General features: G+C 72.1%; 14 protein-coding genes. 9 read left to right on the forward strand and 5 right to left on the reverse strand.

The features are described 5' to 3' along the window. The first annotated feature begins 310 nt into the window (after window positions 1-310). Together ACFVWY_RS05225 and ACFVWY_RS05230 are read left to right on the forward strand one after the other, a co-directional pair. A complete protein-coding gene (locus ACFVWY_RS05225; RefSeq protein WP_389867477.1) occupies window positions 311-1,021 on the forward strand; it encodes a tectonin domain-containing protein in 711 nt (236 codons plus the stop codon). A gap of 378 nt (window positions 1,022-1,399) precedes the next feature. Further along, window positions 1,400-2,299 (forward strand): aminoglycoside phosphotransferase family protein, encoded by a 900-nt coding sequence (locus tag ACFVWY_RS05230; RefSeq protein ID WP_389867479.1) that lies wholly within the window; start codon window positions 1,400-1,402, stop codon window positions 2,297-2,299. Window positions 2,300-2,585: 286 nt separating this feature from the next. Here ACFVWY_RS05230 and ACFVWY_RS05235 read toward each other — a convergent pair whose 3' ends face one another. Further along, window positions 2,586-3,467, reverse strand: a complete 882-nt coding sequence (locus ACFVWY_RS05235) for a GNAT family N-acetyltransferase (protein ID WP_389867481.1) — start codon at window positions 3,465-3,467, stop codon at window positions 2,586-2,588. A 373-nt stretch (window positions 3,468-3,840) separates the two neighbouring features. Between ACFVWY_RS05235 and rho the strand changes: the two genes are divergently transcribed. Beyond that, a complete protein-coding gene (gene rho / locus ACFVWY_RS05240; RefSeq protein WP_389867483.1) occupies window positions 3,841-5,001 on the forward strand; it encodes a transcription termination factor Rho in 1,161 nt (386 codons plus the stop codon). 54 nt (window positions 5,002-5,055) lie between these two features. After that, on the forward strand, window positions 5,056-6,042 hold the full coding sequence (locus ACFVWY_RS05245) for an aldo/keto reductase family protein (RefSeq protein WP_389867485.1): 987 nt from the start codon (window positions 5,056-5,058) through the stop codon (window positions 6,040-6,042). A 54-nt stretch (window positions 6,043-6,096) separates the two neighbouring features. On the opposite strand, the gene ACFVWY_RS05250 is transcribed toward ACFVWY_RS05245, so the two are convergent. From ACFVWY_RS05250 to ACFVWY_RS05260, 3 genes are all read right to left on the reverse strand, one after another. Then, window positions 6,097-7,458, reverse strand: a complete 1,362-nt coding sequence (locus tag ACFVWY_RS05250) for an NAD(P)/FAD-dependent oxidoreductase (protein WP_389867487.1) — start codon at window positions 7,456-7,458, stop codon at window positions 6,097-6,099. 150 nt (window positions 7,459-7,608) lie between these two features. Further along, window positions 7,609-9,339: a cytochrome c oxidase subunit I gene (ctaD, locus tag ACFVWY_RS05255; RefSeq protein WP_389867488.1), complete on the reverse strand. Its 1,731-nt coding sequence runs from the start codon at window positions 9,337-9,339 to the stop codon at window positions 7,609-7,611. A gap of 324 nt (window positions 9,340-9,663) precedes the next feature. Further along, window positions 9,664-11,886 carry an NADP-dependent isocitrate dehydrogenase gene (locus tag ACFVWY_RS05260; protein WP_389867490.1) on the reverse strand — a complete coding sequence of 741 codons (2,223 nt, stop codon included), beginning with the start codon at window positions 11,884-11,886 and terminating at the stop codon, window positions 9,664-9,666. Between the two features lie 233 nt (window positions 11,887-12,119). On the opposite strand from ACFVWY_RS05260, the gene ACFVWY_RS05265 reads away from it, so the two are divergent. From ACFVWY_RS05265 to ACFVWY_RS05280, 4 genes are all read left to right on the forward strand, one after another. Beyond that, window positions 12,120-13,049 (forward strand): LLM class F420-dependent oxidoreductase, encoded by a 930-nt coding sequence (locus ACFVWY_RS05265; RefSeq protein WP_389867492.1) that lies wholly within the window; start codon window positions 12,120-12,122, stop codon window positions 13,047-13,049. A 76-nt stretch (window positions 13,050-13,125) separates the two neighbouring features. Then, on the forward strand, window positions 13,126-14,112 hold the full coding sequence (gene dhaK, locus ACFVWY_RS05270) for a dihydroxyacetone kinase subunit DhaK (protein WP_389867740.1): 987 nt from the start codon (window positions 13,126-13,128) through the stop codon (window positions 14,110-14,112). Between the two features lie 50 nt (window positions 14,113-14,162). After that, entirely contained in the window at window positions 14,163-14,768 is a 606-nt protein-coding gene (dhaL, locus tag ACFVWY_RS05275; protein ID WP_389867494.1) for a dihydroxyacetone kinase subunit DhaL, read from the forward strand. Continuing rightward, window positions 14,765-15,175, forward strand: coding sequence for a PTS-dependent dihydroxyacetone kinase phosphotransferase subunit DhaM (locus ACFVWY_RS05280; protein WP_389867495.1), 411 nt, complete (start codon window positions 14,765-14,767; stop codon window positions 15,173-15,175). Before dhaL ends, ACFVWY_RS05280 begins: the two co-directional genes overlap by 4 nt. 64 nt (window positions 15,176-15,239) lie before the next feature. Here ACFVWY_RS05280 and ACFVWY_RS05285 read toward each other — a convergent pair whose 3' ends face one another. Continuing rightward, window positions 15,240-18,728, reverse strand: a complete 3,489-nt coding sequence (locus ACFVWY_RS05285) for a phosphodiester glycosidase family protein (protein WP_389867497.1) — start codon at window positions 18,726-18,728, stop codon at window positions 15,240-15,242. Window positions 18,729-18,984: 256 nt separating this feature from the next. On the opposite strand from ACFVWY_RS05285, the gene ACFVWY_RS05290 reads away from it, so the two are divergent. Beyond that, on the forward strand, window positions 18,985-19,482 hold the full coding sequence (locus ACFVWY_RS05290) for an NUDIX domain-containing protein (protein WP_389867499.1): 498 nt from the start codon (window positions 18,985-18,987) through the stop codon (window positions 19,480-19,482). Window position 19,483: the final 1 nt, after the last annotated feature.

The raw sequence follows: 19,483 nt of genomic DNA on the forward strand, positions 1-19,483 counted from the left end.
ACTCACGGGCATGGCGCTTGTCCGGCAGGCCACTGGCACGCAGTGGCCTGCCGGACCTGCCTCCGACTACGGCAACGTCCCGGCAGGAAGCACAAACCGGCGCGCGTGTCGACCCTCGCGGGTGGGACAGCACTTTCAGCCGAAACGCCTCCGGCCAAGCCCCACTTGCGCCCGTCCCGCACGGCGGCAGCGATGGAAACATCGATTTACTGGCCTGTTCAGTTTTAGGACAGGTATTCGCGGATTCTGGAAGACCGCTCCTCTCCCGAAGATGGCCGGGTCGGTATCCGTTCGCGAAAGGTGATGTGGCATGGCGGATTGGGTGAAGGTCGCGGGCAGTCTCTCGGCCATCTCGGCAGGGTCCAGGACGACGGTGTGGGGTACGAACTCGGCAGACGCCATCTACCGGTACACCAACTACGACGGCAGCCCGTGGATCAACATCCCGGGGGCGCTGCGAGACATCGGCGCCGCATCGGACGGCACGGTATGGGGTGTCAACGCAGGGAACCAGATCTACCGGTACACCGGGGACCAGGGCACGACGAACTGGGTCGGCATCAGCGGGAGCCTGGTCCGCATCGACGCGGGCTCCCGGACGAACGTGTGGGGGGTGGACTCCGCCAACGCCATCTACCGGTACACGAACCACGACGCCAACCCGTGGATCAAGATCCCCGGAGCGCTGAGCGACATCGGCGCGGGCGCCGACGGCACCGTGTGGGGTGTCAACAGCGGCAACCAGGTCTACCGGTACACCGGAGACCAGGACAGCGCGAACCCGTGGAAGAACGTCCCCGGCAGCCTGAAGCGCATCGCGGTGGGCTCCCGGACGAACGTGTGGGGCGTTGACCCAGCCGGCAGCATTTACCGGTACACCAACAACGACGCCAGTGGCACCAACCCGTGGATCAAGATCCCCGGCACCGCCACCGACATCGCCGCCGGCGCCGACGGCACCGCGTGGCACGTCAACAGCGCGGGCGACATCTACCGGTACACCGGCGACCAGCCGAGCTGACCCCCGCCCCACGGCCCGCGCGGGTCCTCGGCCGGTACAGGCCAGGACCCGCGTCGGCGTCCAGACCCCGGCCGTCAGCCGCCCCATTCGAAGCGGATCCCCTGCTCAGGCTCGCGGAAAGTCACCACAGCGCAAGAAGCGCCGCGACTGCCACGGCCTGATGCCTGGTGTGTCTCATGAGGCACACCAAAGTCCTCAGAAGGACGGGCACCGCGGGGTGCCGCACCGCACCGACAACCCCGTCGTGCTGTACGCCTGGTCCGCCCCCATGCTTCTGGCCTGCGGCTCTCCGAAGCCGCGTCAGTGAGGGGCGTTCGCCGCGAGGCGATCCGGTGAGCGAGAGGTGCTCCGACCGCCGACTCGGTACTGTGGCTTCGCATGACCGAATTCGAGATCACCGCAGACCTGGTCCGCGACCTCCTGCGGGAGCAGCATCCGGACCTTGCGGGGCTGGCCCTCCGCGAGGTGGCGGGTGGCTGGGGCAATCAGATGTGGCGCCTCGGGGACGAGTTGGCCGTGCGCATGCAGCGGAAGGACCCCACCCCGGAGCTCCAGCTCAACGAGCGGCGGTGGCTGCCCGTGCTGGCTCCGCGGCTGCCGCTGCCGATTCCGACTCCGGTACGGCTCGGGGAGCCGTCCGAGCGCTTTCCCAAGCACTGGACCGTGATGACGTGGGTTTCCGGCGAGCCGCTGGACCACGGCACGATCAGCCGCGGCGCCCACGCGGCCGACACGCTGGCGGGCTTCCTCCAGGCGCTCCACGTGGAAGCGCCCGCCGACGCACCGGCCGGTACGGAGCGCGGCGCTCACCCCAGGGACTGCGCGGACGACTTCGACCAGTTCTTCAACTCCGTCGACGCCGACGCGATCGGCTCCGGCGCCGCTGACGTCCGGGCCGTCTGGGACGACGCCGTAGCGGCCCCCGCGTGGCAGGGCCCGCCGGTGTGGGTGCACGGCGACCTCCATCCCGCGAACGTCGTCGTCTCGGACGGAACGCTCTCGGGCATCGTCGACTTCGGCTGCCTGTTCGCCGGCGACCCGGCGTGGGACCTCGCCGCCGCATGGGTGCTGCTACCGGCGGGCACGGCCTCACGGTTCTTCGACGTGTACGCGCATGCGGACGAGGCGGCGATCCGGCGCGCCCGCGGGCTGGCCGCCCTGAAGAGCCTCTTCCTGATGCTCATGGGACAGAACGGGGACCGGGGCCTTCCCGGCGGCAAGCCGAACTGGGGACCTGCGGGCCGGGCGGCACTCGATCGTGTTCTGAAGGGCGTTTGACGAACTCGCCTTCGTACCCTGGGCGTTCGGCCGTCTCGCGGGTCGCAGGTGCGTGGCGGTGCCGGGCGCCGCGTCACGCAGTCGGAGCGGAGGCGGTCAGCCCTGCTGGCAGCACAGGCACACGCCTCTGGTGCTCACCGAGCGCGGCAACTCCACGATCACGAAGCCCGCGCCGGTCCCGCCCGCCCGCCCCGCACCTGACTGCGCGGTCCCTCACGACCGGGTTCTCCGGCACGTCACGCTACGGGCTGTCCCGTCATCCCTGGCGGGCGTGCGGCGACAGCCCTTAGAGGTCGAGCTGGTACTCGAGCGATTGATGGGTCGGCTCGTAGCCGAGCGCGTCGTTGATGCGCCGCATGTGGGTGTTGCTGTCCGCGGTGTCCGTCAGCAGCCCTTCGAGGGCGGGGTGGTTCTCCCTGGCCTGAAGGATGGAGCACGCCTTCATCCACGCGCCGAGACCGTGCCCCCGGTGCTCGGGGAGGACTCCGGTGCCGTAGTGCTGGGCGTCGCCCGTTCCGCCGCCGGGGACGACCAGTTCCGTGAAGCCCACGATCGTGCCGTCCGATGCGTCGACCGCCACGACCGTGTGGAGCAGATCACCGCGGGCCGCGACGGCCGCCGCGGCGGAACGGACCCGGTCCACGTCCCAGACGACCGTGCCGAAGTCGGTGTCGTCCATGGGCATGTCGTCCATGGCGCGGCGGGACCGGGCGAAGGTGTCGGCGAGTTCGCCGGGAACGGTGCCGTCCCAGGAGAGGAGCCGGTAGCCGGGATGCGGCCGCCCGACGGCCCGGCGCAGGGCCTCGGTGTCGGCCTTCGCCAGAGCGAGCCGTACGTAGGTCAGTGTCAGCACCGTGCGCATTCCCCTGGCCCGCAGGAAGCCGTCGCCCGGCGACCCGGCCCGGACCTGCGCGAGGACGCTGCGTCGGCCCGCTGCGCGGGCGGCGGCGACGGCGGTGTCGAAGAGCCGTGAGCCGATGCCCGCGCGGCGCTCCGCCGGATGCACCTGGACCTCCAGTTCGGCGAGGTGGTCCTGCCCCTCGCGGGTGTGGACGCGCAGGAACGCCGAGCCGAGCGGAACACCCGAGGAGTCGGCGGCGAGCCAGGCCAGGCGGCGGCTGCCCGGGGACGGGTCCGGGTCGGTCAGTGCGGTGAGGCGTAGCGACAAGGTGACTCCTCCGCGCCGGGGCGCAGCTCGGGACGGGCCAGCGGGCCGGTGGCCCGGAGAACCACATCACCCGGCGCACACCACGGCAACCGGATATCGGGGGCCCCGGTCCCGTACCCACCGCCTGAAGGCTGTGGTACGGTGCGAGCAGCACCTGTGTCCGCCTCTTTCGGAGGCGCCGGTGCTGATTCATCTCTTGTCGAAGCCGCCGCGCCGTCCTTTTCCGGCCGACGATCCGGCTCCGCGTACCACCTCCCCCAGTTCGGACCGGTTTTCCGTCCGGGCTTCTCCCGCCCGTCGCGCGGGGCGTGCTCTCTTCCGCCCATGCCGTCCGGCCCTCCGCTTCGCCCTGTCCGCGAAAGGACCACCCACCATGACCAGCACGATCGAACTCCCTCTCCTGACCGCCGAGTCGGCGACCGAGGAGATCACGGGCCTGCTCGACCTCACCCCTCGGGGGGACGGCGCGCTGCGCGTCCGGGGCGGCCTCCCCTCCTCCGGCGACGTGGCGGTCCCCGCTGCCCTGATCCGCCGCCATGGACTGCGCCGGGGCGACGCCGTCACAGGGCGCTGCGAGCAGCCGCGCGCCCTGTCCGCCGTGGAGCGGGTCAACGGCCTTCCGCCGCAGGCCCTTGGTGACCGTCCCCGCTTCCGCGACCTCACCCCGCTGCATCCGAACCGGCGGCTGCGGCTGGAGTCCCCGTCCGGCGGCGTCGCGATGCGTCTGGTCGATCTGGTCGCGCCGATCGGCAAGGGGCAGCGCGGGCTCGTCGTCGCACCGCCCAGGACCGGCAAGACGGTGCTGCTCCAGCAGATCGCGGCCGCCGTCGCCGCCAACCACCCCGAGTGCCATCTGATGGTGGTGCTGGTCGACGAACGCCCCGAGGAGGTCACCGACATGCGCCGTTCGGTGCGGGGCGAGGTGTTCGCCTCGACGTTCGACCGGCCCGCGAAGGAGCACGTCGCGCTCGCCGAACTCGCGGTGGCCCGTGCCGAGCGGCTGGTCGAGCAGGGCCGGGACGTCGTCGTCCTGCTCGACTCCCTCACCCGGCTGTGCCGCGCCCACAACACCGCCTGCGCGGCGGGCGGCCGTACCCTCAGCGGCGGCGTCGACGCGCTGGCCCTGTCCGGTCCCAAGCGGCTCTTCGGTGCCGCGCGGCAGGCCGAGGAGGGCGGCTCCCTGACCATCCTGGCCACCGCTCTGGTGGAGACCGGATCCCGCGCCGACGACTACTTCTTCGAGGAGCTGAAGGGCACCGGCAACATGGAGCTGCGGCTCGACCGTCATCTCGCGGCCCGGCGTGTCCACCCGGCCGTCGACATCCCGGCGTCCGGCACCCGGCGCGAGGAACTCCTCATCCCGGAAGGCGAGTTGAGCGCAGTGCGGGGACTGCGCCGGGCCCTGCACGGCAGGGATCCGCACCACGCGCTGGAGACACTCCTCGACCGGCTCCGCCGCACCCCCGGCAACGCGGCCTTCCTCCGCGCCGTCCGGCGCACCGTCCCCGGGGCGGGAACCGGCCCGGCGCACTAGCATGGCCGGGCCACCACATGATCCGCACCTCACGCGTACAGGGAGAGCAGCCACATGGAGTTCCGCCGACTCGGCCGCAGCGGCCTGACCATCAGTGAGATCGCCTACGGGAACTGGCTCACGCACGGTTCCCAGGTCGAGGAGGAGGCGGCCGTCGCCTGCATCCGGGCCGCGCTGGACGCCGGGATCACCACCTTCGACACCGCGGACGTGTACGCCGAGACCCGCGCCGAGGCCGTACTGGGGCGGGCGCTGAAGGGTGAGCGCCGCGAGGGGCTTGAGGTGTTCACCAAGGTCTACTTCCCGACCGGTACCGGGCACAACGACCGGGGGCTCGGCCGCAAGCACATCATGGAGTCCATCGACAACTCGCTGCGCCGCCTGCAGACCGACTACGTGGACCTGTACCAGGCGCACCGCTACGACCAGTCGACTCCGCTGGAGGAGACGATGGAGGCGTTCGCCGATGTCGTCCGGTCCGGCAAGGCGCTGTACATCGGGGTGTCGGAGTGGAACGCCGACCAGCTCCGCGCCGGGCACGCCCTGGCCCGTGAGCTGCGGGTGCCGCTGATCTCCAACCAGCCGCAGTACTCGGCGCTGTGGCGGGTGATCGAGAGCGAGGTGGTGCCCGCCTCCGAGGAGCTGGGCATCGGTCAGATCGTCTGGTCGCCGATCGCCCAGGGCGTGCTGACGGGCAAGTACCGGCCCGGTGCGCCGCTTCCGGCCGGCACGCGGGCCACGGACGACAAGGGCGGCGCGGGCATGGTGGCCGACTGGCTCCGCACCGAGGTGCTGGAGCGGGTGCAGCGGCTGCGGCCGCTCGCCGACGCCGCCGGGCTCAGCATGGCGCAGCTCGCGGTCGCCTGGGTGCTGCAGAATCCGAACGTATCGGCCGCGATCATCGGCGCTTCCCGGCCCGAGCAGGTCGATGAGAACGTCGGTGCGGCCGGAGTGACGCTCGACGCGGAGCTGCTGAAGGAGATCGACGCCGTCCTGGACCCGGTGGTCGAGCGGGATCCCGCGCAGACGGCCAAGGGCTGATCCTGCCGTGCTCCGTCCCGCGCGCCGTGGTGCGCGGGACGGAGCGGCACGAGGTCAGGCGCGGGTGTGCAGCGTGGCGACGTGCTCGCGGACCTGCGCGGGGGTGAGGTAGGAGCCGGTGTACTCGAAGTCGCGCAGCGTGGCCGGTTTGCGGGACTGGAAGCCGGTGCGGACGAAGTCGTCGCCCGCGACGGCGTTGAGCACCCAGTTGGTCATGACCCTCGCCTTGGCGACGTTGGTGCGCAGCGCGGACCAGTGGTAGCCGCGGGCGACGGCCTGGGCGAGGACGCCGTGCATCTCGACGCCGAGCGGCTTGGAGACCGCGTCCTTGCCTCCGAGGTCGACGACGAGCCCGAGGTCCTTGTGGATGTACGGCTTCATCGGCTGGTGGCGCAGGGTGGCGATGAGGTTGTCGGCGAGCCTGCGGCCCTGGCGCATGGCGTGCTGCGCGGTGGGCGGGCAGACCGCTCCGTCGCCCTTGCTCAGATCCGGGACGGCCGCGCAGTCGCCGAGGGCGAAGACGCCGTCGAAGCCGGGCAGGCTCATCTCGGAGGTGACGGCCAGCCGCCCGCGTACGGTCTCCGCGTCGAACGTGGTGACCAGTGGGCTCGCGGCGACGCCCGCCGTCCAGATCAGGGTGCGGCAGGGCAGCACGCGTCCGTCGGTGAAGGTCACCTGTTCCGGGCCCGCCTCGGCGATCGAGACGCCGAGCGAGATCTCGATGCCCCGGGCGCGCAGCATCTCCATGGCGCTCTGCCCCAGTTTGTCGCCGAGCTCGGGCATCAGCTTCGGGGCGATGTCGATGAGGTGCCATTTGATGAGCTTCGGGTCGAGCCGGGGGTACTGCTGGAGCGCGTTGGTGGTGAGGCGTTGCAGGCAGGCGGCGGTCTCGGTGCCCGCGTAGCCGCCGCCGACCACCACGAACTGCAGCCGGGAGGCCCGTTCCGCCTCGTCGTTGCTGGCGTCGGCGAGGTCGAGCTGGGCGATCACGTGGTCGCGTACGTAGGCGGCCTCGGCCAGGGTCTTCATGCCCCGCGCGTGGTCCAGCAGGCCGGGGATGTCGAAGGTGCGGGTGACGCTTCCGGCGCTGAGCACGATGGAGTCGTAGCGCTCGTAGACGATCTCGTCAGTGATCTTGCGGATGACGCAGACCTTCGCCTGGGGGTCCACTCCGATGGCCCCGCCGGGAATGATCCGGGTGCGGTGCTTGCGGCTGCGGCGCAGTGAGATGGCGACCGACTGCGGGGTGAGCACGCCCGCCGCCACCTGCGGCAGCAGCGGGAGGTAGAGCTGGTACGAGAACGGGGCGACGAGCGCGATGTCCGCCTCGCCCGGGGCGAGCCCGCGTTCCAGGCGGCGCACGCACTCCACTCCGGCGAATCCGGCGCCGACAACGAGGATCCTGGGTCGTGCCACGGTGTTCGTCCCTTCTCGGGCCTGTACGGTCGTCCGTTCGCCTGCCCCTCCCCTCGCACGCGCCCGTCGTCACTCATCCTGACGAGTCGGCCAGGAGTTCGCCTGCTGGGGACGGCGGACGGACGACGGCGGCCGGGGCCGTCCGGGCGTTCAGGCCGGTCCGTCCCCCGGGAGGCCGGGGATCTCGGGGTGCGGGCGGTTGCGGGATTCGTCGAGCGCGCGGACCGCGGGGTGGTGCAGGTCGAAGGCCGGGGATTCGGAGCGGATGCGTGGCAGGGTGGTGAAGTTGTGGCGGGGCGGCGGGCAGGAGGTCGCCCACTCCAGCGAGCGGCCGTAGCCCCACGGGTCGTCGGTCTCGACCTTCTCGCCGTATGCGGCGGTCTTCCACACGTTGTAGAGGAACGGCAGGACCGACAGGCCGAGCAGGAACGAGGAGATCGTGGAGACCGTGTTCAGCGCGGTGAAGCCGTCGGCGGCGAGGTAGTCGGCGTAGCGGCGCGGCATGCCCTCGGCACCCAGCCAGTGCTGCACCAGGAACGTGCCGTGGAAGCCCGTGAACAGCGTCCAGAACGTGATCTTGCCGAGCCGCTCGTCGAGCATCTTGCCGGTGAACTTCGGCCACCAGAAGTGGAATCCGGCGAACATCGCGAACACCACGGTGCCGAAGACGACGTAGTGGAAGTGGGCGACGACGAAGTACGAGTCCGAGACGTGGAAGTCCATCGGCGGCGAGGCCAGGATCACGCCGGTCAGGCCGCCGAAGAGGAAGGTGACCAGAAAGCCGATCGACCAGAGCATCGGGGTCTCGAAGGAGAGCGAGCCGCCCCACATCGTGCCGATCCAGTTGAAGAACTTCACTCCGGTCGGCACCGCGATGAGGAAGGTCATGAACGAGAAGAACGGCAGGAGCACCGCGCCGGTGACGAACATGTGGTGCGCCCAGACGGTCGCGGAGAGACCGGCGATGGCAATCGTCGCGCTGACCAGGCCGATGTAGCCGAAGACCGGTTTCCGGCTGAAGACCGGGATGACCTCGCTGACGATGCCGAAGAACGGCAGGGCGATGATGTACACCTCCGGATGGCCGAAGAACCAGAAGAGGTGCTGCCACAGCAGTGCGCCGCCGTTGGCGGGGTCGAAGACGTGCGCGCCGAACTTGCGGTCCGCCTCCAGCACCAGCAGGGCCGCCGCGAGAACCGGGAAGGCCAGCAGGACCAGCACCGCGGTCAGCAGGACGTTCCAGACGAAGATCGGCATCCGGAACATCGTCATGCCCGGGGCGCGCAGGCAGATGATCGTGGTGATGAAGTTGACCGAACCGAGGATCGTGCCGAACCCGGAGAAGGCCAGCCCCATGATCCACATGTCGCTGCCGATGCCGGGCGAGCGGACCGAGTCGGTCAGCGGGGAGTAGGCGAACCAGCCGAAGTCCGCCGCGCCCTGCGGGGTGAGGAAGCCCGCGACGACGATGAGCGAGCCGAAGAGGTAGAGCCAGTACGCGAACGCGTTCAGCCGCGGGAACGCCACATCGGGCGCACCGATCTGGAGCGGCATGATCCAGTTGGTGAATCCGGCGAACAGCGGCGTCGCGAACATCAGCAGCATGATCGTGCCGTGGATGGTGAACGCCTGGTTGAACTGTTCGCTGGAGAGGAACTGCAGTCCGGGGCGCGCCAGCTCGGCCCGCATGACCAGGGCCAGCACGCCGCCGACGAGGAAGAAGACGAAGGAGGTGATGAGGTAGAGGCTGCCGATGGTCTTGTGGTCGGTGGTGGTCAGCCAGGTGACGACGGCGTTGCCGGGTTCCCTGACGCGGACCGGCGGCTCGTCGGCGTGCTCCGCTTCTTCCTCGGCCGCACCTGCTGTGCCCGTCGTCGTCACCGGGACGCTCCTTCGGTCGTCGCTCGCGGGTGACCCGTGGGGCGCTTCCGCCGCCGCGACGGCCGACGGGCTCCCCCCGCGCGCGTCACGCCGGATTACAGGTGCAGCAAATCAGCCGTGGGCCCGCCGAGCGGGCCCCGCCCGCCCGCCGCCGCGCGACATTCACCCGACAGGGGGCGGTGCGGGACCGTGAACGGGTGTCGCGCGGGCCCGGCCTCCCGCGCACACGCAGCCGCCCCGGCCGGGCGTGATGCCGGCCGGGGCGGTAGGGATGGGGGCACCTGGAGGTGCCCCCTCTCCGGGGGTGCTTCGTCAGGCGTTCGGTCAGCCGATGGAGGCGATGGCCCGGACGAAGGTCTCCGACGGGCGCATGACCGCGGCGGCCTTCTCCGGGTCGGGCTGGTAGTAGCCACCGATGTCGGCGGGCGAGCCCTGCACCGCGATCAGCTCGTCGATGATGGTCTGCTCCTGCTCGCCCAGCGTCTTGGCGAGATCGGCGAACGACTGCGCGAGCTGCGGGTCCTCGGTCTGCCGCGCCAGCTCCTGGGCCCAGTACAGGGCCAGGTAGAAGTGGCTGCCGCGGTTGTCGATCCCGCCCAGCTTGCGGCTCGGCGACTTGTCCTCGTTGAGGAAGGTGCCGGTCGCGCGGTCGAGCGTGTCGGCGAGCACCTTGGCGCGCGCGTTGCCCGTGGTGGTCGCGAGGTGCTCGAAGCTGGCCGCGAGCGCGAAGAACTCGCCCAGGCTGTCCCAGCGCAGGTAGTTCTCCTTGACCAGCTGCTGCACGTGCTTGGGCGCGGAGCCGCCCGCGCCCGTCTCGAACAGACCGCCGCCGTTCATGAGCGGGACGACCGAGAGCATCTTCGCGCTCGTGCCCAGCTCAAGGATCGGGAACAGGTCGGTCAGGTAGTCACGGAGCACGTTGCCGGTGACGGAGATGGTGTCCGCGCCGCGGCGGATGCGCTCCAGCGAGAAGGCGGTGGCCTTCTCCGGGGACATGATCTCGATCTGCAGACCGTCGGTGTCGTGGTCGGCGAGGTACGTCTTGACCTTGGCGATCAGCTGCGCGTCGTGGGCGCGGTCCTCGTCGAGCCAGAACACGGCCGGGGCGCCGGTGGCGCGGGCGCGGGTGACGGCGAGCTTCACCCAGTCCTGGATCGGCAGGTCCTTGGCCTGGCACATGCGGAAGATGTCACCGGCGCCCACAACCTGCTCCAGCACGACATCGCCGTTGCCGTCGAGGACCCGCACCGTACCGGTGGCGGGGATCTCGAAGGTCTTGTCGTGGCTGCCGTACTCCTCGGCCTTCTGCGCCATCAGGCCGACGTTGGGGACCGAGCCCATGGTCGACGGGTCGAAGGCGCCGTGGGCGCGGCAGTCGTCGAGGACGACCTGGTAGACGCCCGCGTAGCTGCTGTCCGGCAGCACCGCGAGGGTGTCGGCCTCCTGGCCGTCCGGGCCCCACATGTGGCCGGAGGTGCGGATCATGGCCGGCATGGAGGCGTCGACGATGACGTCGCTCGGCACGTGCAGGTTGGTGATGCCCTTGTCCGAGTCGACCATGGCGAGCGCGGGGCCCTCGGCCAGCTCGGCCTCGAAGGCGGCCTTGATCTCGGCGCCGATGTGCGGCACCGCGTCCAGGCCCTTGAGGATGGCGCCGAGGCCGTCGTTCGGGGAGAGACCGGCCGCGACGAGCACATCACCGTACTTCGCGAAAGTGTTCGGGAAGAAGGCGCGGACCACGTGGCCGAAGATGATCGGGTCGGAGACCTTCATCATGGTGGCCTTGAGGTGCACGGAGAACAGCACGCCCTCGGCCTTGGCACGGGCGACCTGTGCGGTGAGGAACTCGCGCAGCGCGGCGACGCGCATGACCGCGGCGTCGACGACCTCGCCCTCCAGCACCGGGACCGACTCGCGCAGCACGGTGGTGCTGCCGTCGTCGCCCGCGAGCTCGATGCGCAGCGAACCGGCCTCGCCGATGACCGCGGACTTCTCGGTGGAGCGGAAGTCGTCGACGCCCATGGTGGCGACGTTCGTCTTCGAGTCGGCCGACCACTTGCCCATGCGGTGCGGGTGCGCCTTGGCGTAGTTCTTGACCGAGGCGGGGGCACGGCGGTCGGAGTTGCCCTCGCGCAGGACGGGGTTGACCGCGCTGCCCTTGACCTTGTCGTAGCGCGCGCGGACGTCCTTGTCCTCGTCCGTCCGCGGGTCGTCCGGGTAGTCCGGGAGCGCGTAGCCCTGCGCCTGGAGCTCGGCGATGGCCGCCTTCAGCTGCGGGATCGAGGCCGAGATGTTGGGCAGCTTGATGATGTTGGCCTCGGGGCGCTTGGCCAGCTCACCGAGCTCGGCCAGCGCGTCCTCGATGCGCTGGCCCTCCTCCAGGCGCTCCGGGAAGCCCGCGATGATGCGCCCGGCCAGCGAGATGTCGCGGCTCTCGACGTTGACCCCCGCCGTCGAGGCGTACGCCTGGATGACCGGCAGGAACGAATACGTCGCCAGGGCCGGGGCCTCGTCGGTGTGTGTATAGATGATGGTCGAGTCAGTCACCCTGTGCTCCGCTCCACGTCTGCAACATTGCTTGACATCAAGATATCTCGTGACCGCCCCGGACTCGACAGGGCCCTGCTTTCGCCCGCGGCGAACCGCTCCGCCCCCGCCGCACGGCGCGCCGCCGCCGGGGCGGACGGGGCCGCCCCGGGACGCTCCGCCCCGGCCGCACGGCGGCCAACAGGCAGGTGGCATACGGTGGTTGCCCGACTGCCTTCAGAAGGAGTGCGCACATGCCGGTCTCGCTGGGCCTCGGTCTTCCGCAGATGAAGCAGTACGACATCGGCCGCGACGTGGCCGCCGTGGCCCGTGCCTCGGAGGACATCGGCTACGAGAGCCTCTGGGTCTTCGAGCGGATCCTCTTCCCCGAGCCTGCCACGCAGGGGCTGTACGGCGTTCCGGGTCTGCCCTGGCCCGACCAGTACCGCAGTGTCGCCGACCCGCTGATCACGCTGGCGCTGGCCGCCGGGGCGACGAGCCGGGCGCGGCTCGGCACCAGCGTGCTGGTCGCCCCGCTGCACGTCCCCTTCCAGCTGGCCCGTGCGCTCGCCTCGCTCGATGCCGCGAGCGGTGGCCGGGTGGTCGCGGGCCTCGGCACCGGCTGGTCCCTGGACGAGTACGCGGCCGCCTCGGTCGCCCCCTTCGAGAAGCGCGGCGCGGTCCTGGACGAACTGCTCGACGTGTGCGCGGCCGTCTGGGGCCCCGACCCGGTCGCGTACACCGGCGAGCTGACCACCATCGCCCCGTCCGTGGTCGGCCCGAAGCCGGCGCGCCCCATCCCCGTCTATCTTCCGGCGAACAGCCCCCGGGCCACCCGCCGCCTGGTCGACCGGGCGGACGGGTGGCTGCCGGTGTCCATGGGCGCCACCCGGCTGGCCGAGCAGTGGGAAAGGATCCAGGAGGTGGCGGCCCAGCGTGGCCGGGAACGGCCGCTCGGCGTCTGCCTGCGGGCCAACGCCCGCTACAGCACCGAAGCGGTTACGGGGGCGGACCGCGCGCCCTTCCACGGCAATGCGGCGCAGATCGTGGAGGATCTGGTGGCCCATGCCGCCACGGGCGTCCCGGAGATCCTGCTGGACCTCCAGGGCACCGCGCGCGACGCCACGGAGCTGATCGACGTGGCCGCCGAGGTGTACGGGGCGGCGCGCGCGGCCGGAGTCTGAGCGGCACCCGGCGCGCCGTTCGCGAACCGCCCAGGTCGGCGCGATCGACACGACACCCCAGGAGAATGCGTTGAGGATGCTGATCAACACCCCCGAGACCGTGGTCGCGGACGCGCTGCGCGGTATGGCGGGCGCCCACCCCGAGCTGGCCGTGGACGTCGAGAACCGGCTCGTGGTGCGGCGCGACGCGCCCGTGGCCGGGAAGGTGGCGCTGCTCTCCGGCGGCGGTTCCGGCCACGAACCCCTGCACGCCGGATTCGTCGGGCCCGGGATGCTCGCTGCCGCCTGCGCCGGGGAAGTGTTCACGTCGCCCGTTCCGGACCAGATGGTGCGGGCCGCCGCAGCGGTCGACGGCGGCGCGGGGGTGCTGTTCGTCGTCAAGAACTACACGGGCGACGTGCTGAACTTCGAGATGGCCGCGGAGCTCGCCGAGGAGGACGGCGTACGGGTCGAGCAGGTGCTGGTCAATGACGACGTAGCGGTGACGGACAGTCTCTTCACCGCGGGGCGGCGGGGCACCGGCGCCACCCTGTTCGTCGAGAAGATCGCCGGAGCGGCGGCGGAGGAGGACGCCCCGCTGGACCGGGTCGCGGCCGTCGCCCGGCAGGTCAACGCATCGTCACGGAGCTTCGGGGTGGCGCTGGCCGCGGTCACCACCCCGGCCAAGGGCTCCCCCACCTTCGACCTGCCGCCGGACGAGCTGGAGCTGGGCATCGGCATTCACGGCGAGCCGGGGCGGGAGCGGCGGCCGATGATGACCTCGCGGGAGATCGCGGACGTCGCGGTGGGCGCGGTGCTGGACGATCTGCGGCCTGACGGCCCGGTGCTCGTCCTGGTCAACGGTATGGGCGCGACACCGCTGCTGGAGCTGTACGGGTTCGGCGCGGAGGTGCACAGGGTGCTGTCCGAGCGTGGCGTGGCGGTGGCTCGTACGCTCGTGGGGAACTATGTGACCTCGCTCGACATGGCGGGCTGTTCGGTGACGCTCTGCCAGGCGGACGAGGAACTGCTGCGGCTCTGGGACGCGCCGGTGGAGACGCCCGCGCTGCGCTGGGGCCGCTGATCCGACCGTCCCGCCCCCGCGCCGTTCTGCTGCAGCGACAAGGAGATCATGTGCTCGACGCCGATTTCTTCCACCGTTGGATGACCAGGGCCACGGACCTGGTCAGCCGTGAGGCGGACCGTCTCACCGACCTCGACGCCGCGATCGGGGACGCCGATCACGGCAGCAACATGCGGCGCGGATTCGCCGCGGTGACCACCGCCCTGGCCGAGGAGCCGCCGAAGACCCCCGGGGCGGTACTGACGCGGGCCGGACGCCAGCTGATCTCGACCGTCGGCGGCGCCTCCGGCCCGCTGTACGGAACGCTGCTGCGGCGTACCGGCAAGGCCCTGGGCGACGCCCCCGCCGTGACGGAACAGGATCTGGCCCAGGCCCTGGGGGAGGGCGTCGCGGCGGTGGCACAGCTCGGTGGGGCGCAGGCCGGGGACAAGACGATGCTCGACGCGCTGCTGCCCGCCGCCGAGGCGCTCGGCACCTCGTTCGGCGCTGCTCGGGAGGCGGCCGACGCGGGGGCGCTGGCGACGGTGCCGATGCGGGCCCGCAAGGGCCGGGCGAGCTATCTGGGCGAGCGCAGCATCGGACACCAGGACCCCGGGGCGACCTCGGCGGCGTTGCTGATCACCGCGCTGGCCGACACGGCCGGGGGTGCGGCATGAGTGCCGGTGGTGAGGTCGGGATCGTGCTGGTCTCGCACAGCGGCCCGGTGGCCGAGTCCGTGGCGGAGCTGGCCAGGGGGCTGGCGGCGGGCGGTGCCACGGCTCCGGTGGCCGCCGCGGGCGGGCTTCCCGGGGGCGGGCTCGGGACGAGTGCGGAGCTGATCGCCGAGGCCGCCCGGTCGGTGGACTCCGGCGCGGGTGTCGCGCTGCTGGTCGATCTGGGCAGTGCGGTGCTCACCGTGAAGTCGATGCTGGCCGAGGGAGACGAGTTGCCGGACGGCTCCCGGCTGGTGGACGCGCCGTTCGTGGAGGGCGCCGTGGCCGCCGTGGTCACCGCGTCGGCGGGCGGCGGCATCGAGGCGGTGGCGGCCGCCGCGTCGGAGGCGTACGCGTACCGCAAGCTGTAGGCCAAAGGCCGCCCACACCGGGTGAGGGTGTGGGCGGCCCCGTCCGTAGGGCCCCTGCGGTCCGTCAGGCGGCGTTCGCGGCCTCGGCCGCGACGATCCTGATCCGCACCTGCCGGGTCGTGCCGTTGACCGTCACGGCGAGGGTGATGGTGCCCGGCCGCTGCGCGGTGAGGATGCCGGTGGCCGGGTCGAGGACCGCCGTGCGGTGGCGTCCCGGCCCGTTCGCGTCGCCGATGACGACGTTCGGGGAGCCGGTCCAGTCCGCGGCCAGCGGGAAGCCGACCGGGACTTCGCGGGTGCCCTGGGTGAGGGTCGCGGTGACCTTCGTCCGGCTGTGGGCGCGGATCACCGGCGGCGCGTCGATACGCAGCGCGTCGACGTGCGCGCGGGTCTGGACGGAGACCCAGTCGGGCCCGCCCTGCCACGGCCGCTGGCGCGCGGCTGCCTGCGCGCCCGGTCCGACGCGGTCGACGCCCACCAGTGACCAGCCGGTGAAGCCGCCGTCACCGGCGGGCCCTGCCGGGGCCTTGCCGGAGTTCCCGTTGATCAGATAGGGCACTCCGTCGACGCGCGAGGCGTGGAAGACCCCCACGTGACCGCCGACGAAGGCCGCGCCCTTGCCCGTCGTACGGCGGAAGTCGGCGAGCCAGCGCTCGACCAGGGCCGCCTCCTTGCGGTCGCCGAGCTGGCTGCCCTTCTGCACGGTCGGATCGCGCGGGGGGACGTGCTCGACCAGCATCAGCGAGTCGACACTCCGGTCCCTGGCCGCCGCGTCCAGCTGGGCGCGGAGCTGCCGGATCTGGGCGAAGCCGCCGCCGCGCAGACTGAGGCTGGAGGTGTCGAGCGTGACGAAGCGGGTGCCCTTGTGGTCGAAGGTGCGCTGGGCGGGCCCGAATTCCCCGACGAAGTTGTCGATCCGGCCGCCCATCACCTCGTGGTTCCCCGGTACGTAGTACCAGGGCAGCGCGTCGCCGAGTTCCTCGGTGAGGACGCGGCGGGCGAAGGCCAGGTCGGCGGGCGATCCCTCGTCAACGAGGTCCCCGGCGATCACCAGGAAGTCCGGGTCGGCCGCCTTGATCTCGCGCAGGGTGCGCCGTGCCTGGGTGACGATGGCGCTGTCCGGGTCGCGGGCGACGAACTGGGCGTCGGACATCACCGCGAACCGCCAGTCCCGGCGCTCGGTCACGGCCGCCGGATCGATCAACGGGTCCGCGGGAGCCGCCTGTTCGGGCAGCTCGACGGTGGGTGGCACCTGGGCGGTGAGCTCGTCGATCACGACCTCGCCCGTGTACTGCTTGGCCGCGGCCGTCTCCGCGAGGTAGAAGCGGGAGACGGACAGGGGCATGGCGGCACCCGGCGGCACGTCGAAGGTGACCTGGCGCCAGCCGCTCCAGGTGACGTACGGGCCGCGCAGCAACTGGTCGGTGCCCGCCGCGTCCTTGAGGTGCAGGGTCGGCCAGGCGCCGTTGCCGTCGCCCTTGATCCACAGCTTGAACGACTGGGGCTGGCCGGGCACGGTGACCGGCTGGGGCGGGGCCGCGTAGGCGGCACGGGTGGCGGTGGAGCGGGTGAAGTCGTAGTCGATCTCCAGTCCCGTGCCGGTACGGCCGTCGGGGGTGGCCGTCAGCGATCCGTCGGCCCGTGCCTGGCTGAACTTCCAGGACGCGGCGTCGTCGAAGGAGGAGACGGCCTGCTCGGTGAGGCCGACGCTGACGGCGAGGGTGGTGGTGGTCCCGGCGGCGGTCGCCCTGATCAGTCCGGCGCCGGAGCCGGTGCGTGAGGTGACGGTGAACGCGCCCTGTCCGTCGTCGCGGATGTCGAAGAGCGCATGGTCGTAGTCGAGCGCGAGGTCGCGCGGCTCGACGGGAGCGCTGGTTCCGTGGGCGTCGAGCCCCACGATGCCGAAGGTGCCGGTGGCCCCGGCGTCGGCGAGGCCCACGCGCCGGGTGGTGGGCTGGAGGCGGGCCAGCTTGTCGAGAACGGTCAGAGTGGTGGCGCCGCGGGCCGGTCCGTGCTGGGCGCGCACCTCGGTGGTGCCTGCGTCGCGCGCGGTGAAGAGCCCGTCGCCGTCGACGGTCCCGACGGAGCCGCGCGTGGTGTTCCAGCGCGGGGCGCCCTGGGCGGGGCCGTACGTCTCGTCGTAGCCGGTCGCGGTGAGGCGCCGGGTGAGGCCGGGGAAGACCCGGTCGGGGTGACCTCCCCTGACGGGGTCGGTGCCCGGCGCGGTGGCGGCGGGGGTGCGGGGCTGGACCCAGTAGCCCTTGAGGCGTCCGCTGCCGTCGGGGGCGGTGAGGGCGAGGCCGTTGGGGACGGTGCGCTCGCTGCCGTCGGACGGGCTGTTCTCCACCTGGAGCGCGTCGCTGCCGGGCACGCGGGCGACCAGGGTGGAGGAGCCGCCGCCGTCCAGGTTGAGCGCGCTGTACGAACCGGCCTCACGCATCATCAGACCGAGCTCGGTGAGGGTGACGCCGCCGCTGTCGGCCTGCCGTCCGTCGACGGTGAGGATCTGCATCGTGCGGCCGTCCTTGGAGAAGCCGACGGCGGTCCGGGGCGCGGCGGTGTTGTTGCCCTCTCCGTCGTGGTTCTGTGCGGCGCCGTCGACGACCAGGAGTTCCCGGCCGCCGACGGCGGTACGCGGTACGGCTCCGGAGTCGGTGCGGGCCCGGTAGGCCAGGGACACCGGGTCGCCCGGTTCGAGGGCGCCGAGCGCGACGGCCCCGGCCTCCCGGCCGAGCAGGACGGTGGTGCCGTCGGGGACGGCCCCCGATCCGGGCGCGTCCGTCACGGAGACGATCCTGCCCTCCCGTACCACCGCTTCGGCGACCGGCTTCGCGCCGTCCACGGTGAGGGCCCGGTCGGCGCTGCCCCAGGCCGGGGTGTACGCGCCGATGCCGCCGGACGGCACATTGGCGGCGTTGTACGCGGCGAGCGTCCGCTGCCCGGAGGGCAGAGTGAGTGTTCCCTCGAAGTACAGGTCGAGAATGCGGCCCGCGCTGTCCGGGCCGATACCGACGGCCCGCTTCACCCCGGGTGCGGGCGACTGGACGGGAACGCCGTCCTTGATGCCGATCCCTTCCGGGGCGCCGGTCTGGTTGATGTCGAAGAAGTCGGCGTTGATCGCGGCGATGGTCCGGCGGCCGGGACCGGCGTCGTGCCGGGCGGCGAGTTCGGAGACGGGGCGCCGTTCGGAGACCTTTCCGGAGGAGAGGTAGTCGGCGCGTACGCCACTGCCCGCGAGGTCGACGGAGAGGTGGTCGATCCGCAGCCACTTGTCGGATTCGAGCCGGTCGTAGGAGTCGAGCCGGACCCCGGGGGCCACGGGGCGCGAGGCACGCGCGGTCTCGATGCCGTCGCCGTCCGCGACCGCCCGGGGCGCCGCGCCCGCCGCGTTGCTCGCCGGTGGCGGGGCGACGGGCCGGAGGATCTCGGCGGTGGTGGCGGGACGCGGATCAGCGTCCGGGGCCGCGCGTGCGGGCGAGATCAGGCCGAACGTCAGGGCGGACGCCGTAGCGAGGAGGACCAGCGGACGGGCGGCGGCCCGGGGCCGTCTCACCGCCCTCCCGCGCGGTCCGGCCGGTGTGCCGACTGTGCCAAGGCCCACAAGTCCTCCTGGGATCCCGATGGTTGCGCGGCCCGGTGCGGGCGGCGGGCATGTCCGGCGGACAGCATGGCCGGGCCCGGGGCGCTGCACCAGGGGGCATCGGGGACCTCACGGCGAACAGGCGGCGTCGGACCGATGACGGAAATGATCAACGACCGGGAGTGTCGTCGGCGCCGGTCCGCCGTGGCCGGGGCGCAGACTTGACGGCATGCCATCACCGGGGCGCACCGGGCGCAGTGCGGGTCTGCTGCTGTTCCGCCGTACGGGCGGGACCGGTTTCGAGGTGCTCATCGGGCACATGGGCGGCCCGTTCTGGGCTCGCCGGGACGAGGCGGCGTGGTCGGTCCCCAAGGGGGAGTACGGCCCCGGCGAGGAGCCCGCGGCGGCCGCGCGCCGCGAGTTCGGGGAGGAGTTCGGGCACCCGGCGCCGGACGGGGCGTGGATCGCGCTCGGCGAGTGCCGTCAGTCCGGCGGCAAGACCGTGACGGTGTGGGCGCTGGAGGCGGAGGCCGACGCCGCATCGGCGGTCCCGGGGACGTTCACCATGGAGTGGCCGCGGGGGTCGGGGGTGCTGCGGGAGTTCCCGGAGATCGACCGGTTCGCCTGGTGCACGCCCGAGGAGGCGGCGCGGCGGCTGGTGGCCGGGCAGCGGGTCTTCCTCGACCGGCTACGGGAGCGGCTGGCGGACGGTCCGGCCGCGAGCTGAC

The organism is Streptomyces sp. NPDC058195 (assembly GCF_042883525.1).
Classification (GTDB): domain Bacteria; phylum Actinomycetota; class Actinomycetes; order Streptomycetales; family Streptomycetaceae; genus Streptomyces.

Coding starts and splice junctions, on each gene's coding strand:
- ACFVWY_RS05225 (WP_389867477.1), top strand. CDS start 311: ATGGCGGATTGGGTGAAGGTCGCGGGCAGTCTCTCGGCCATCTCGGCA.
- ACFVWY_RS05230 (WP_389867479.1), top strand. CDS start 1,400: ATGACCGAATTCGAGATCACCGCAGACCTGGTCCGCGACCTCCTGCGG.
- rho (WP_389867483.1), top strand. CDS start 3,841: ATGACCAGCACGATCGAACTCCCTCTCCTGACCGCCGAGTCGGCGACC.
- ACFVWY_RS05245 (WP_389867485.1), top strand. CDS start 5,056: ATGGAGTTCCGCCGACTCGGCCGCAGCGGCCTGACCATCAGTGAGATC.
- ACFVWY_RS05265 (WP_389867492.1), top strand. CDS start 12,120: ATGCCGGTCTCGCTGGGCCTCGGTCTTCCGCAGATGAAGCAGTACGAC.
- dhaK (WP_389867740.1), top strand. CDS start 13,126: ATGCTGATCAACACCCCCGAGACCGTGGTCGCGGACGCGCTGCGCGGT.
- ACFVWY_RS05280 (WP_389867495.1), top strand. CDS start 14,765: ATGAGTGCCGGTGGTGAGGTCGGGATCGTGCTGGTCTCGCACAGCGGC.
- ACFVWY_RS05290 (WP_389867499.1), top strand. CDS start 18,985: ATGCCATCACCGGGGCGCACCGGGCGCAGTGCGGGTCTGCTGCTGTTC.